Source organism: Afipia birgiae 34632 (genome assembly GCF_000308295.2).
In the GTDB taxonomy this organism is placed as follows: Bacteria; Pseudomonadota; Alphaproteobacteria; order Rhizobiales; family Xanthobacteraceae; genus Afipia; species Afipia birgiae.
Genome location: NZ_HG326654.1, coordinates 229084 through 243403, shown reverse-complemented (window position 1 = coordinate 243403; position 14320 = coordinate 229084). Strand labels below are relative to the sequence as shown.

Annotated in this window: 18 protein-coding genes; 8 read left to right on the top strand and 10 right to left on the bottom strand. The window is 61.0% G+C overall.

Going from position 1 to position 14320, the window contains the following annotated elements:
* Positions 1-127 precede the first annotated feature (127 nt).
* Both BN32_RS19765 and BN32_RS19760 read left to right on the top strand, forming a co-directional pair.
* Entirely contained in the window at positions 128-1780 is a 1653-nt protein-coding gene (locus BN32_RS19765; RefSeq protein WP_019196275.1) for a fumarate hydratase, read from the top strand.
* Positions 1781-1797: 17 nt separating this feature from the next.
* Positions 1798-2118, top strand: a complete 321-nt coding sequence (locus tag BN32_RS19760; protein WP_019196276.1) for a hypothetical protein — start codon at positions 1798-1800, stop codon at positions 2116-2118.
* A 6-nt stretch (positions 2119-2124) separates the two neighbouring features.
* On the opposite strand, the gene BN32_RS19755 is transcribed toward BN32_RS19760, so the two are convergent.
* Entirely contained in the window at positions 2125-2706 is a 582-nt protein-coding gene (locus BN32_RS19755) for a TetR/AcrR family transcriptional regulator (protein WP_019196277.1), read from the bottom strand.
* 84 nt (positions 2707-2790) lie between these two features.
* On the opposite strand from BN32_RS19755, the gene BN32_RS19750 reads away from it, so the two are divergent.
* The gene (locus tag BN32_RS19750) at positions 2791-4125 is read left to right on the top strand and encodes a carotenoid oxygenase family protein (protein ID WP_019196278.1); all 1335 of its coding nucleotides are present in this window, start codon (positions 2791-2793) and stop codon (positions 4123-4125) included.
* A 187-nt stretch (positions 4126-4312) separates the two neighbouring features.
* Here the strand turns inward: BN32_RS19750 and BN32_RS19745 are convergent, their stop codons facing one another.
* The 4 genes from BN32_RS19745 to BN32_RS19730 all read right to left on the bottom strand — a co-directional run bounded on the left by BN32_RS19745 (position 4313) and on the right by BN32_RS19730 (position 6415).
* Entirely contained in the window at positions 4313-4609 is a 297-nt protein-coding gene (locus BN32_RS19745; RefSeq protein ID WP_019196279.1) for a hypothetical protein, read from the bottom strand.
* A 241-nt stretch (positions 4610-4850) separates the two neighbouring features.
* Positions 4851-5420: an inner membrane-spanning protein YciB gene (locus tag BN32_RS19740; protein WP_019196280.1), complete on the bottom strand. Its 570-nt coding sequence runs from the start codon at positions 5418-5420 to the stop codon at positions 4851-4853.
* Positions 5421-5430: 10 nt separating this feature from the next.
* On the bottom strand, positions 5431-5802 hold the full coding sequence (locus tag BN32_RS19735) for a hypothetical protein (RefSeq protein ID WP_019196281.1): 372 nt from the start codon (positions 5800-5802) through the stop codon (positions 5431-5433).
* Between the two features lie 43 nt (positions 5803-5845).
* Positions 5846-6415 (bottom strand): hypothetical protein, encoded by a 570-nt coding sequence (locus tag BN32_RS19730; RefSeq protein ID WP_019196282.1) that lies wholly within the window; start codon positions 6413-6415, stop codon positions 5846-5848.
* A 110-nt stretch (positions 6416-6525) separates the two neighbouring features.
* Here BN32_RS19730 and BN32_RS19725 point away from each other — a divergent pair, with 110 nt between their 5' ends.
* The gene (locus tag BN32_RS19725) at positions 6526-7269 is read left to right on the top strand and encodes a TetR/AcrR family transcriptional regulator (protein WP_019196283.1); all 744 of its coding nucleotides are present in this window, start codon (positions 6526-6528) and stop codon (positions 7267-7269) included.
* A gap of 7 nt (positions 7270-7276) precedes the next feature.
* On the opposite strand, the gene BN32_RS19720 is transcribed toward BN32_RS19725, so the two are convergent.
* Positions 7277-7909 carry a hypothetical protein gene (locus tag BN32_RS19720; RefSeq protein WP_019196284.1) on the bottom strand — a complete coding sequence of 211 codons (633 nt, stop codon included), beginning with the start codon at positions 7907-7909 and terminating at the stop codon, positions 7277-7279.
* Positions 7910-8096: 187 nt separating this feature from the next.
* On the opposite strand from BN32_RS19720, the gene BN32_RS19715 reads away from it, so the two are divergent.
* Complete coding sequence (locus BN32_RS19715) at positions 8097-8798, top strand: SET domain-containing protein (protein ID WP_019196285.1); 702 nt, start codon at positions 8097-8099, stop codon at positions 8796-8798.
* 36 nt (positions 8799-8834) lie between these two features.
* On the opposite strand, the gene BN32_RS19710 is transcribed toward BN32_RS19715, so the two are convergent.
* The 4 genes from BN32_RS19710 to BN32_RS19700 form a co-directional block, all read right to left on the bottom strand.
* Complete coding sequence (locus BN32_RS19710) at positions 8835-9281, bottom strand: DMT family transporter (protein WP_019196286.1); 447 nt, start codon at positions 9279-9281, stop codon at positions 8835-8837.
* 29 nt (positions 9282-9310) lie between these two features.
* Positions 9311-9487 (bottom strand): hypothetical protein, encoded by a 177-nt coding sequence (locus BN32_RS27280; RefSeq protein ID WP_019196287.1) that lies wholly within the window; start codon positions 9485-9487, stop codon positions 9311-9313.
* Positions 9488-9609: 122 nt separating this feature from the next.
* Positions 9610-9816, bottom strand: a complete 207-nt coding sequence (locus tag BN32_RS19705; RefSeq protein ID WP_019196288.1) for a hypothetical protein — start codon at positions 9814-9816, stop codon at positions 9610-9612.
* A 138-nt stretch (positions 9817-9954) separates the two neighbouring features.
* Positions 9955-10356 carry a hypothetical protein gene (locus BN32_RS19700; protein WP_040427344.1) on the bottom strand — a complete coding sequence of 134 codons (402 nt, stop codon included), beginning with the start codon at positions 10354-10356 and terminating at the stop codon, positions 9955-9957.
* Between the two features lie 523 nt (positions 10357-10879).
* On the opposite strand from BN32_RS19700, the gene BN32_RS19695 reads away from it, so the two are divergent.
* The 3 genes from BN32_RS19695 to BN32_RS19685 all read left to right on the top strand — a co-directional run bounded on the left by BN32_RS19695 (position 10880) and on the right by BN32_RS19685 (position 14225).
* Positions 10880-12580: a hypothetical protein gene (locus BN32_RS19695; protein WP_019196290.1), complete on the top strand. Its 1701-nt coding sequence runs from the start codon at positions 10880-10882 to the stop codon at positions 12578-12580.
* Positions 12581-12656: 76 nt separating this feature from the next.
* Positions 12657-13502 carry a helix-turn-helix domain-containing protein gene (locus tag BN32_RS19690; protein WP_019196291.1) on the top strand — a complete coding sequence of 282 codons (846 nt, stop codon included), beginning with the start codon at positions 12657-12659 and terminating at the stop codon, positions 13500-13502.
* Positions 13503-13565: 63 nt separating this feature from the next.
* Positions 13566-14225, top strand: a complete 660-nt coding sequence (locus BN32_RS19685) for a DsbA family oxidoreductase (protein ID WP_019196292.1) — start codon at positions 13566-13568, stop codon at positions 14223-14225.
* Positions 14226-14320 lie beyond the last annotated feature (95 nt).

The window sequence follows — 14320 nt, the reverse complement described above, 5'->3', positions numbered from 1 at the left end:
TGGCCATCTTCCCTTTGTCGGAAAAGCGATTAGAACGGTTCAAACCAGACGCTATGCCAGACACTATGCGACGGCCGGACCATTGAAATTCCGGCGTTTTTCGCTCCTCAACCCGCGAGATGACTAAATGAACGCCCCGATCCCTGTGCCAACGCCCAAAGCCGTCCCGCCCTACAAGCACACCCCGCTGTTTCCGCTGGGGGCGGACAAGACGCCGTATCGCAAGATTACCAGCGATGGCGTCCGCGTCGAGAGCGTTATGGGCAAGGAGATGCTGGTGGTGACCCGCGAGGCGCTGCGCGCGCTCTCCGAAGCGGCCTTCGGCGACATCAACCACTACCTGCGGCCGGGGCATCTGGCGCAGCTCCGCAAGATCCTCGACGATCCCGAGGCCAGCGACAACGACAAGTTCGTCGCGTTCGATTTTCTCAAGAACGCCAACATCGCCGCCGGCGGCATTCTGCCGATGTGCCAGGACACCGGCACCGCGATCATCATGGGCAAGAAGGGCGCGCGCGTTATCACCGAGGGTGACGACGAGGCCGCTTTGAGCGAAGGCGCGCGCGACGCGTATCTGCGGCGCAACCTTCGTTATTCGCAGGTCGCGCCGCTCTCGATGTTCGAGGAGAAGAACACCGCCAACAACATGCCGGCGCAGTGCGAGATCTATGCCGAGGGCGATGATGCCTACAAGTTCATGTTCATGGCCAAGGGCGGCGGCTCCGCCAACAAGAGTTTTCTGTTTCAGGGCACGCCGTCGCTGCTGACCAAGGACAGGCTTCATGCCTTCCTGAAAGAGAAGGTGCTGACGCTCGGCACCGCTGCATGCCCGCCGTATCACCTCGCCATCGTCATCGGCGGCACCTCCGCTGAACTGTGCATGAAGACGGTGAAGCTCGCCTCCGCGCGCTATCTCGATGAGTTGCCGACGCAGGGCTCGGCAGACGGCAACGCATTCCGCGATCTGGAGATGGAGCAGGAAATCCTGAAGATGACGCAGTCGCTCGGTGTCGGCGCGCAGTTCGGTGGAAAGTATTTCTGCCATGACGTCCGCGTGATCCGCCTGCCGCGTCACGGCGCGTCTCTTCCCATCGGTCTCGGCGTGTCGTGTTCCGCGGACCGTCAGGTGCTGGGCAAGATCACCAGGGACGGCGTGTATCTGGAAGAGCTGGAGCATAACCCCGCGCAGTATCTGCCTGCGGTGGAAGCGACGCTCGGCGGCGAGGTGGTGCAGATCGATCTCAACAAGCCGATGAAGGACATCCTCGCGACGCTGTCGCAGTATCCGACCAAGACGCGGCTGTCGCTCACCGGCACCATGATCGTGGCGCGCGACTCCGCGCATGCGAAATTGCGCGAGCGTCTTGAGAAGGGCGAGCCGCTGCCGGATTATTTCAAGAACCATCCGGTCTACTACGCCGGTCCCGCCAAGACGCCGGAAGGCTACGCGTCGGGTTCGTTCGGCCCGACCACGGCAGGGCGCATGGATTCGTTCGTCGATCAGTTCCAGGCGGCGGGCGGCTCGATGGTGATGCTGGCGAAGGGCAACCGCTCGGCGCAGGTGCGCGATGCGTGCAAGAAGTACGGCGGGTTCTATCTCGGCTCGATCGGTGGCTCGGCGGCGAACCTCGCCGAGCATTGCATCAAGAAGGTCGAGGTGATCGAGTATCCCGAACTCGGCATGGAAGCGATCTGGCGCATCGAGGTCGAGAACTTCCCGGCCTTCATCATCATGGATGACAAGGGCAACGACTTCTTCAAGGAGTTGAATCTGGGGTAGCTTCCGAAGGGGGCAGCATGCAGCGCTCGATCCTGTTTGCGGGAATCTTTGTGATGCAGGTGTGTGGCGGCGTCAGCGCCGCCATGGCGGATTGCCGCGAGGATCACGATGCGGCGGACCAGAACATACGCCGGACGCGGGCGGGCATCGAGAAACTGGCGGACGGCACCGATGCGGCAAAGTGCGCAGCCTATCGCCGTCACATCGCGGCACTGACCGCGCAGCGCGGCGTGATCGAACGCTGCGACACCGGCTCCAACCGCGCGCAGAATGTCAGCGCGATCGATACCGGCATCGCGGAATACAACAAGCGGGTTGATGCGATTTGCAAGAAGTGATGCGCGCTACTTCTGCGGCGCAATCCCCTTGAACGACAGCCGCAGCGCCGCCTCGACGCGAGGGTCGTTCTTCTTCCACATGCCGTCGCTGATCAGCGACGCAGCGCCGTGCGCGACGCACCACGCCAGCGACAGCGTGTCGGTATCGACGGGCTTGCCGGGATCGGCCTGAACGCCGGCCACCGCGATACGCAGTTGCTCGAATGTATCGGGAATTCCATCGAGTTCGGCGCGGCTGTCCGAGCCGAAACGGCTGAACGCCAAGCGAAACAGCCGCGGCTCGGCGGAGGCAAAATCGATATAGGCCATCGCCGCCGCGCGCAGCCGCTCCTTGCCCTTCAGTCCCTCTGTCGCCTTCTGTGTGCGATGGGCGAGCAGCTTCAACGCTTCTGCTGCCACAGCCGCCAGCAACTGATCCTTGTCGGCGAAGTGCTTATAGGCCGCGCCCGACGTGACGCCGGCATCGCGTGCGGCTTCGCGCAGGCTGAAGCTCTCCGCGCCGTCCCGCCTGACATGATCCATGGCGAGGGCCACCAGCGCGCTGCGCAGGTCGCCGTGGTGATAGGCATCTTTTTTCGTGGGCTTCATGTAACCGGTGTTTACATTGCGGTGGACGCGCCGTAAAGTATGCACTGTTTACTTAGAAACGGAAGCATCAAGGGAGGACAAGCAATGAGCCAGGTCGCGGCAAAGGCCGACACGCCGTTCTGGGAGCGGGGCAATCTCGCGCCGGTCCATGAAGAAGTGACCGCGTTCGATCTGCCGGTGGAGGGCGCAATTCCGCCCGAACTGAACGGGCTCTATGCGCGCAACGGCGCCAATCCGCGCGAAGGCCATTCGGGCCACTGGTTCATGGGCGACGGCATGCTGCACGGCGTCTCGCTGAAGGACGGCCGCGCGGAATGGTATCGCAATCGCTGGGTTCGTACGGGGCGCTTCAACGGCGAGCCACGGAAACCCGGTATGTCCGACATCCGCTCCGGCACCGCCAACACCAATGTTATCGCGCACGCCGGAAAAATCATGGCGCTGGTCGAGAACGCGCTACCCGTGATGATGAACCGTGAACTCGATACGGTCGGTCTCAATGATTACGGCGGCAAGCTCGACACGTCGTTCACGGCACATCCGAAGATCTGCCCGGTCACCGGAGAGATGCACTTCTTCGGGTATGGTTTCGCGCCGCCGTTCCAGACCTATCATGCGGTGGATGCGAGCGGTACGTTGATGCGCAGCATTCCGATCCCGACCAAAGCGCCGACCATGATGCACGATTTCGCAATGACGTCGGAGCACGTCATCTTCATGGACCTGCCGGTGGTGTTCGACATGCCGGCCGCCCAGCGCGGCACCATGCCGTTTGCGTGGAACGACAGCTACGGCGCGCGGCTTGGAATTCTCAAGCGCGGCGCGGGCATCGAGTCGTTGCGCTGGGTGGAGGTCGAGCCGTGTTATGTCTTCCACGTCGCCAACGCGTTCGAGGAAGCGGACGGCACCATCGTGATCGATGTGGCCTGGTACAACGAACTGTGGCGCGGCGGGCCGTCGGCGACGACTTTCGACAAGGCAGTCCTGAAACGCTGGCGGATTCCACCCGGTGCGACCAAGGCGCAGGAGCAGCAGCTCGACGATCGGGCGATTGAATTCCCGCGCGTCAATGAGAACATGGCTGGTTCGCATCACAGCATCGTCTATTCGGTCGATACCGGAACGGATCTGGCGTCCCAGCGATACACCAGCCTGCGCAAATACGATCTGAAGTCGGGCAACAGCACGGTGCATGACTTCAACACCGGCCTGCCGAGCGAGTTTGTGCACATCACGCCCGAAGGCAGCAGCGGCGAGGACGACGGCTGGCTGATGGGGTTTGTCTACGACCGCACCCGCAACGCCAGCGACCTTGTCATCCTTGATGCGCAGCGGATCGAGTCCAAGCCCATCGCACGGATCGGCCTTCCAGCCCGGGTGCCGCAAGGCTTTCACGGCAACTGGATGCCGGGGGTCTAGTTTGCTCCGCGCCTCACTGCGGAAGTGAGGTGAGGCGCTTCAACATCCTCAGTCGTCATGGCCGGGCTTGACCCGGCCATCCATCCTTTTTTGAAAGATGCATCTTCTCGAAGCAGGATGGATACGCGGGTCAAGCCCGCGTATGACAATCGAGAATGTTGCGCGATCGTGCGCTACCCGCAGACCTTTACGCCCGCGTTCCCTTGAACGGGAAGCTGCCCATCGGGCCGATGCTGACATCGCCGGAAATGGCATCGCCGTCGACCTTGCCGCTGAAGGCCAGCGTCAGCGGCATCGGATTGGTGATCGAGGCCTTCCAGGCAACGTCATTGCCGTTGACGGTGCCGTCAACGATGTCGGCTTCGTTGCCGTCCGCCGCCTGCTTGCCGGTGAGTGTGTTGCCCGCGCTCGCCAGCGTCAACGTCGCATCGCGATCGCCCAGCGGCGTGCTCAGGGTGATATTCCAGTTTCCGTCGACTGCCATGTGTTTCCCTCTCTCCGCGTGCCGCGCAGCCAGAATGGTTCTGGAGCGGTCCGCGCTGGCCGATATAGCGCATTTCCCCGCGGCGACGCGAATTTTATCAGCTGCAATTTGTCACCTGGTTGGAGGGCAGAGCAGGGGCGGGCAGTCCGCGGGATGTCGCCGGTGGACACCTTGGTATCGGTAGGGTCGGTAAAGATAACGGCGCGGCGCGTCATGATCTCGTCATACGCTCCGTGGACGTTCAGCTTGCTGGTTGGGTCGTCGCGGCTGCAGCGCGCAGCTTTCGCGTGATGGCGATGCGGAAGATCACATACTGGACTGCGAAGGCCAGCACCTTGGCGCCGACGGCGATCACCGCGACGTAGAACGCCCACAGCTTGATATCGCCCGTCATGGCAACGGCGATGACGCCCGCTCCAAGCGCGAACATCAGGACGGCCCAGGCGTAACCCGCCAGGGTGGCAAGGTGAGGGATGTTGTCGCGAACAATTGGCGGGGAATAGCGCAGCATCCAGTCCTTGCGCAGCATGATCGCGCCGATGGCGAAATGCGCGATGCTGGGTTTGATCAGGACGAAACGCGGGTCCTTTGTGAGCAGCGTCGCACCGCCCAGAATGATGACAAGCCCGAGGCTCGCCCACGTCATAATGTCGAGCTTTTCGCGCTTGACCCGAGCGCGGATGAACTGTGCAATCGCGCCTATGATGGCGACGCCGGTCGCGATCAAAATGTTTCCCGTCGCGGCATAGACCGCAAGGAAGACGATCGTGGAAAAGAAATCGACGAAGAGCTGACGAAAGACTGCGGCCATGCCGCAAATGTCACACGGGTCCGGGCGCGGGAGCAATAGTCTTTGGCGTGGAAAGGAACGGGACCGGCAGGCCGTGCACCTTGGTCGCGGGCTTGCAGGCGCAGTTGGACACCGAGCCGGTGATGTCCGTCCGTGACATCAGCGAAGCGTTTGCATCGTCGCCCATCAGCGAAACACCGGTGAGGGTGAGGACAATCGCGAGGCTCGCCCATATCGCGACGCTTGGCTTTGCGCTGGTGGTTCGTCCGAACACGAATTGCACGACGACGACGGCGGTGGCGGCGATCGCCGCCAGCAGAACGTCACCGACGAGGATAAAAGCCGCAAGGAAGACAGCGGTCGAAAGAAAGCCGAGAAGAATCCTGAGAGCAGTGCGGGCCATTGAAGGCTCCTTGGGTTTGTAACTTGTTGCGCTGTGGTCGGGATCAGGCAGCAGCCGTATTGGCGCTGGCCGCGATCCCGGCGCGAACGTGCTTCGGGTACCATTGCGTGAAGTAGGTGGCGACGTTGCGGGCGGCGAACGCGATGGCGGCGCAAACCCACAGCGGCGTGCTGGGCAGATAGATCGCCACCATGTCGGCGAGGAGCATCAGAACGAAGGCTGCGCTCCAGACCCAGGTGAGGATGTAGTTGGTCCGCAGAAAGTGCGGCAGCCTGGCGGTTTCGGCATCGACCATTTCGCGCGCATGCTGGAGCGTAAAGGGCAGGCGGATCGCGATCGAACCGAGTGCGATGGCCAGCACGCTGCCATCGACGGCGAGGCGGACCGAGGTTGGGCTCATCTCGGTTGCCGCCATCAGGTGGTATCCGGCCAGAGATGCGAAAAGAACGAGAGCGCCGGTGGTCAGCATCTTGATCGAACGGCCGGCGACCATATCTCGGGCAACCAGGCCGAAGGCGACAACCGCGCTGGCCGCGAGGCTGATCTTGACCGTGGTCAACATCATCAGGGTGGCGAAGGTCGCGAACGGGGCAAGGATCAAAAAGAGCGCCATGGCTGCCTGCCTGGAAATATCTTGACGTTGTAAAGATGCATTTAGGCCCCCGCCGGGGTGCCGTCAAGGAAAATCTTGACAGCGTCAAAATGCATACCTAAATTGCGGTCATGGGTGTTCAGAACGCAGCGAAGCGGGAGAAATCCCCCAAGGCCGCAGCAGTTGGCAAAAAGCCGCTGTCCAAACCCGTGCCCGTGAAAAAAATCTCTCCATCGGCGGCCAAGTCCGCACACAAGGCTGAACGCGACCAGCCCTATCATCACGGCGATTTGCATGAGGCCCTGCTCAAGGCGGCCAAGCGGGTCGCAGAACGTGAGGGAATCAACGGGCTGACGCTGCGCGCGGTGGCGCGCGAGGCGGGCGTCTCCCATGCCGCGCCGTCCCATCATTTCGGCGATGTCACCGGCCTGCTCAGCGAACTGGCGGCGATCGGTTTCAAGAAATTCTCCGAGCAGCTTGGCGCGGCGACGTGCAGCGAAACCGCGCCCGAAGCAGTGGCGGCCCGCAAGGCCAGCGCCTACGTCGCGTTCGCGCGCGATAATCCCTGCATGTTCCAGTTGATGTTCCGCGGCGAGCGCCTCGATCATGAACGGCCCGCGCTGCGCGAGGCGTCGGAAACCGCTTTCCACAAGCTCGCCAGCATCGTTGCTGCCCGCCGTCACGAAGACGTCGCACCCGATCACCTGACGTTGGGCCAGGCAGCCGATATCGCCCGGATCTGGTCGATGGTGCACGGCTTCGCCATGCTCTATCTGGACGGCCGGCTGTCGCCGATCATGGAAGGTCTGCCGCCGGGCACGAGCGTGGAAGCGTTGCTTGCTGCGATGCTGATGCCTGACCATCGGCCGACGTAGGCGAGTTCTAACGCGGCAGCGCCAGTTCCACCGCCCGTCCGCTGGTCCCGACCACCTTCACCTTGTCGATTCCGCATTTGAAGTCACGGGCGATGGTATCCGCGGCTTCGCGGGCGAGATCGTTCGGATTGGCATTGGCCTTCACGTCGATGTACGCGACGTGACACGCGCTGCCAGGCTGCAGCCGCGTCACCACGAGCAACTGCTTCGCGATCGGGCGGCTGTCCTTGCCCTCGTCGTCGATGTCGGCGATGTGCCAGCGCTGGATCATCGCGAAGGGCGGCTTGTCCCTGGCCACCCGGCGCCATTCGATGGTCGGCGTTGTTGAACTGAACGGCCCGAACCAGGCCTTTGCTGCCGGCTCGCTGGAAGCTTCCTTCGCGTTCCGCCCGGCAGAGACCGTTTCACGCAGATCGCCTTCGCTCACCAGTACGACGAGCCCCGCAGGGCCGGGACAGACCCGCGTTCCGCCGTCGTCGTCGGCGCTGCCGCCGCTGAGTTTCCGGCAATCCTTGTCGGCGGTTGAGCTGTAGCTGCTGATATTTTGAGCGATCTGCCCGGACACAGTGCCTGTGAGGCCTGCGTGCAGGCCGGCCAGCAGAAGAGATGTGATCGCAATGCTTCGGTATCTGCCCGGCATGATCTGGAACCCGTTTTGCTAGCTGTTGTTGTCACACGGATGGTCTACTTCGTCGCATCAGGCGTGTGGATCGTTCATGCCGTGCGTACAAAAAACATGTCATCATGCGCGGAATCGCATTAGAAGCACTGTCAGCGCGCTTTACGTGTCCTCGTTCAGTCGTTCCTCGTCAGTTTTGCAGTGAGCCATGCCCGAAATCTCGTCCAGCAAGCCCTATCGCATCGGCCGGTCCAAGACCGGGCTCGGTCTCTTCGCCACCAAGAAGATCAAGAAGGGCGACAAGATCATCCGCTATTTCGGGCCGATGCTTGATTCGAAGAACAAGAAGCACGACGACATCGACAACAAGTACCTGTTCGAAATCAACAATCGCTGGACCATCGACGGCTCGGTGCGCAAGAATATCGCCCGCTACATCAACCATGCTTGCCGCCCGAACGCCGAGTCCGACGTCAGTTCGCGCAAGCGCAAGGTCGTGATCCGCGCCATCAAGACCATCGAGCCCGGCGAGGAAATCAATTACGACTACGGCACCGACTACTTCAAGATTTTCCTGAAGCCGATCGGCTGCAAGTGCGATCACTGCGAGAAGAAGCGGGCGAAGAAGCGCGCCGAGGCTAGAGCCGAAAAGTTGCGGCTGAAGCTGAAGGCCGAGAAGAAGGCCGCCAAGAAGGCGGAGAAGCAGGCGGCCAAGGACGCTCGCAAAACAAAGAAGCCGGTTTCCAAGGTTGCGGCATCGAAGGCCGCAAAGCGGAACACGCTCAGCGGCGTCAAGGCCAACGCCCATGCGCGCGGTACGGGCAAGCCGACCAAGACCAAGGCGGCACGGACCAAGCCGCTCGGGCGCGTGCAGCCGAAGGGCGCGTCTCGCGCGAAACGCGCGTCATAAACTCCACATCCCGGTTTATAGCGGCAGGCCTTTCGGTCAGCGCCGGATAAGAACCACGCCCGCAATCAGCAGCGCGGCGCCGAGAAGGCGCGGCAAGTCTATTGAGCGCTGCGCAAGGCCAAGCCAGCCGAAGTGGTCGAAGGTGATCGATGTGATCATCTGACCCGCGATCAGAACTGAAATGAATGTGGCTGCACCAAGGAGCGGGACCAGATAGATCGCGAGGCCGATGAAGATCGCGCCGAACAGGCCGCCGCTCCATGCCCACCATGGAATGCGTCCGGCGACGGCGGCCGAGGGAGCCGGGTCGCGCAACGCAATTGCCAGCAATGCCATGCAGAGCACGCCGACGACGTAGCTCACGAAACCGGACCATGCGGCCGAGTCGAGCGCAGTCCGCAGGTTGGCATTGAGGGCCTGCTGGATGACGATGCTGATGCCCGCCGCGAAGGCGAGGGCGATGGGCAAGGCGACGTTGAGCATTTTTTGCCTCGGTATTCTGTTGGCCGCGCTCAGAGACGCTTGAACATGTTTCCGGCCAGCAGCAGCAGATAGCTGATCCCCAGCGTGGCGAATCCGTGACCGCTGATGAACGGGATTTTGACGCGCGCGTAAACGGTCAGCGCCGCCAGGATCGCGAGGATGATTGAGACAAGGAAAATCGGAAAGGATGGCGCGCTGAGATTCATGACAAGTCCCCGGACTGATTGCACCGCACGATTGCGGTGAGGGGACTGAAGCCTGCCCGCAGCGCTCCCGGCAAGGGCGGGGCAGCTCGAGGCTGTGGATGAAGGCGGCGCCGGATCGGTGGTTATTCAGCGATAACGGCTTCGACAGCCTTGATGGTCTGCTGAACGGCCGCGATTTCCTGAATCAGGGCCTTGGAAATCGAAGGCGCCCCCCGGCCCATCTGCATCACCAGTTCGCGTCGCCGCTCACGCAGCAGAACAAGCGGCAAACGATGATCGGTGAACGTGTCTTCGCTGGTCATTCCAAATTCCGCTTCAATTACCGACATGTTCGGCTCCCATGGCGACACCAGGAAGCTAGCCGATTTGAATTAAATGGCCGGAACGGAGATCGATAAAACTTTATCGAATTGGAAAATGCCGGGCGGATGACCTCCAGCCCGGCATTTGTTCAGGGATTTTAACTGTTAGCCGGCCGTAACGGTGCTCGCGCTCTTGCGCAGCCCGATGAACTCCAGCTCAGCGAACACGCCGACGGCGATCGCCTGCATCACGATGAAAGCCTGTCCGAGCAGATTGGGCGAGACCCAGCCGCTGGCGAGCAGCACGATGCTGTCGATGGTCCAGATCGCATTGATGACGATCACGGCCCACACGGCCGCCTTTGACATCATGTCACGCGAGGCGAGGTAACCGACACCCAGCGTGAATGCCACGAGGACAAGGCCGGCGTTGCGCAGGAAGGTTTCGGGCAGGTTCAGCAGCGACGCAAAGAAACCGGCGCCGAACACCAGCATCAGCGCGGCAGCCCCGCTGAAGACGGCGTCGATCTGAAGAGCGCGGCGAAGGAAGAGGGACGGATCGATCATGATGGTTCTCCTTTGGTTGGTGAGCGGTTGGACGGTCAGGATTGGCGGCGGCGGGCGAGGGCCTGACGCAGCAGGGTGCGGGCAAAGGGTTTTCACCGCGCGCCGCTCGGCGGCAGCGACATGCGCGAACACGAACACGCCGGTGTCGTTCAGCACCGGCTCGGGCATGTTGAGTGAGCGCGCCGTCATCCGTGTTGCGAGCCGGAGCGCCCAGTTGAAGGCGTCGGCGGGCGGCGGCCGTGCGGCGAGCAGATCGGTCATGCGGGGTCATCGGTCATCTCCTGTGATGGGGAAGATGATCCAGCGCAGGGACCAAATCGATTACCTGGCAGGTAATGAGACGCCGCGCGCGTAGTGAGTTCCCGCATGACGAATGCACGGTCTCCTGTGTGCAGCCCATATGCGGCGGCGCGGATGGTTAACGGTACCAAGATTGCTTGTTGGAAATACGGTGTCGGCTGTTAGCCGCTATTTAATCCAAGACTTCTAAACGACTCTGAGAATTTTCTCAGCGAAGTCGCCGATGGTAAAATCTGTTTCCGGAATTTTATTCATCATCATTTCCGGCCTGTTGCTGCTGCAGGCTTTCCCGTATCCGGGCATCTTCTTCATGATGCTCGGCGCTCCGTTCCTGACCGGATTGCTGCTGAACATCTTTTTGGTGGCAGTTGCCATCGAGGCTCTTACGAAGCGCATTCCGCGGGGATTTTTAGCAATCCCGCTGATCGCATGCGGTGCTTACTACGGTCTCTATATTTATCAGGCGATTGATATTGCAAGAGTAGCCGCTGCCCTGCGCAGCTCCAATTCCGGCAAAGTTATCGATTTCGATGGAGATAAATACTCGCTTGTATCGCCGTCAGCGAATGCCCTTGTGCGCACCCACAAAATTTCAGTGGCCTATGAGGAAAATCAAAATTTCCAGCCAGAACAATATCTCTCCTTCCGGCTAATCCGTCGTGATCAATGCAATATTGCCAAAGACAGTCTTCATAGAATTCAATTGTCGGGTGTAGATTTCGGATCTCACTCGCACGATCAGGCGTGTGTGTTGAGTGTTCCGGAGGTGCCACGAAGTAAAGTGGTCTCTGTGGAGAAAATCGGTGACGAGGAAGTCTGGAATCGCAAGCTGGGAATTGGTTTGCAGACCAGCCACTTGATGGTTGACGGAAAAATCGTTGGCACTTTCAAGACCGCATCCGTTTGGCGACTGTGGCCGATCCCTCTTCTTTCTGCAGGATGCGGTTTGATAAGTAGTCCAGCAGCGTGGAAATGCGGTGCTGGATTTGGTCGGTCACATGAGGTCCTCGATACAGTACCCAGCGATATAGACCGCGACCGCTTCGATGGCCCCGAGAGCGTCATGCTGGGGCTTCCAAAGTATACCGTCAACGACTTCAAAAATTTTCGCGGTTATCCCGAAAACGAAAGGTTTCTTGACTGGCTTGCGGATGAACCCAGACGGGTTGACGATCGGATGTTTGCCTTGCTGGAAGAGCTTGTTCAGGGCGGTTATCCGAAAGTACCGATGCAGATCGGGTTCGCTGTCGCGAAATATCCCGCGCGATTGGCGCCGCTCGCCGAGGCAATGGCCAGCCGCTTCATCGAGTTGAGCAACATCCTGCCAAGGCGAGATGACGGGCAGGAATACAGCTATCGCTATGAGGGGCTTGCGAGGGCGCTCATGGCGCTACCCGATGATGCCTTTAAGAAGGCTGCGCCGCCGCTGTTTGCCTACTTTGTCGATGGGGTGTCCAATCAGCAATTCTCTGATCTTACTTCCCGCATACGGAGTGCATCCGGTCCGCAGACGCCTGACTTTTATGAGGCGGATTTTTTTGCCGCCCGTGGCTACAGGCAGGTATTTCCCACACTCGCGATTTGCAGAATTGGAAGCGCAAGCCCCGCCGTGATGACCGAGATGAAAGGGCGAATGCTGCGTGAAAGTGAGAACTCCTCATTTAACGATGATAACAAGACAGCGCTTGTTGTTACGCTCATAAAGCTGGGCGAGGGTGCATTTGTCCGCGACAATAAATTGCGCCTTACGACCAATGCTGAGGCGGATTTTGAAAGCTGGCTTGATGCTGTTCTGGCGGGCAAGGGAACGACGGATGCCGGTCCGAATAACTGCATGTCAAAGGGCTGGAATGGGCGACGTGCGACAAAGCCTTCGCTGCGCTGGGCGAATGGCGTTTGGTACGTAGATCGCAATCAACAGTAATTTTAAGTCGTGCGAACCAAATCGATTACCTGGCAGGTAATGGAACGCGTGTTTTTCGCGTGGTAGGTTTTGAGCCATGATGAACGCACAGTCTTCGGCGCGCCGCGCCGTGAAATCCGCCGCCAAATCGAGACCCAATGCCTTCGGCGAACACCTGCGCGAATGGCGGCAGCGCCGCCATCTCAGCCAGCTCGATCTTGCGGGCGACGCCGAGATTTCCGCGCGGCATCTGAGCTTCGTTGAAACCGGCCGGGCCGCGCCGTCGCGCGACATGGTGCTGCGCCTTGCGGAGCGGCTCGACGTGCCGCTCCGCGAGCGCAACGTATTGCTGGTGGCGGCAGGGTTTGCCCCTGCTTTCCCCAATCGCTCGCTCGACGATCCCGCGCTGGCGGCGGCGCGTCAGGCGGTTGAGACCGTGTTGAAGGCACACGAGCCCTATCCGGCGCTGGCCGTGGACCGGCACTGGAATCTGGTCTCGGCCAACGCGATGATCGCGCCGTTCCTCGCGGGCGTTGCGCCGTCACTGCTGGCGCCGCCGCTCAACGTGATGCGCCTGAGTTTTCACCCGCAGGGGATCGCGCCGCTCACCGTCAATCTTGCCGAATGGTGCGGGCATCTGCTGGAGCGCCTGCATCGCCAGTGTGAAGCGACCGCCGATCCTGTTCTGATTGCGCTGTACGAGGAACTGAAAACCTATCCGATCCCGGCACGGAAGACGCCGCATCCCGTCAGTACGGAGAGCAGCCTTGCGGTCCCGTTCCAGATGCGGATGGGCGACGATGTGCTGAGCTTCATTTCGACCACCATGGTGTTCGGCACGCCGCTCGATGTCACGCTGTCGGAACTGGCGCTGGAGACGTTCTTTCCGGCGGACGACAAGACCACTGCGTTCCTGCACGGGATGGCGAAATCGCTCGGCTGAGCGGCTTGCCTTGTGCCTCCGTGGGCTTATCTTTCGGGTTCATTCTCGCGAGGACATCCCACCATGGGCACCCTGAAGCCGCTGCAGATCGATATCGTCTCCGACGTTGTGTGCCCGTGGTGCTACATCGGCAAGAAACGCATCGAGGATGCGCTGGCGCTGGCAAGCGATGTGCCTGTGCATGTGAACTGGCGGCCGTTCTTCCTCAATCCGTGGGTGCCGCGCGAGGGCATTTCGCGCGACGAGTATCTGACAGCGAAGTTCGGCTCGCCCGAAGCCTACAAGGGCATCGCGGGTCGTGTCGTGCAGGCGGCGGCGGAAGAGGGGCTCGAGTACAATTCCGATCGCGTGAAGCGTCAGCCCAACACCATCGACTGCCATCGCCTGATCCATTGGGCCGAGGCTGACGGTAAGGCCGCGCAGATGAAGCAGCGGCTGATGGAATTGTATTTCCGCGACGGCGGCGATCTCACCAGCACGGACGTTCTGGTGCAGGCCGCAGCCGACATCGGCATGGATGCGGACAGCGTGCGCAAGCGCCTTGCGACCGACGAGGACGTGGAGCTGATTTCAGGTCATGCCCAGGAGGCGTCCGAGAAGGGAATCTCCGGCGTCCCGACATTCGTCTTTGCCGGCAAGTACGCCGTCTCCGGCGCGCAGCCGGCGGACCAGCTCGCCCGCGCAATCCGGCAGGTGTCAGCGGAAATCAATCAGGCGGCGTGATTGTTTTCTTATCCCTCCCCCTTGTGGGGAGGGTGGCGCATTGAGAGCGCAGCGAACAATGCGCCGGGTGGGGGAATGCCGCGATGTTGTTGGCC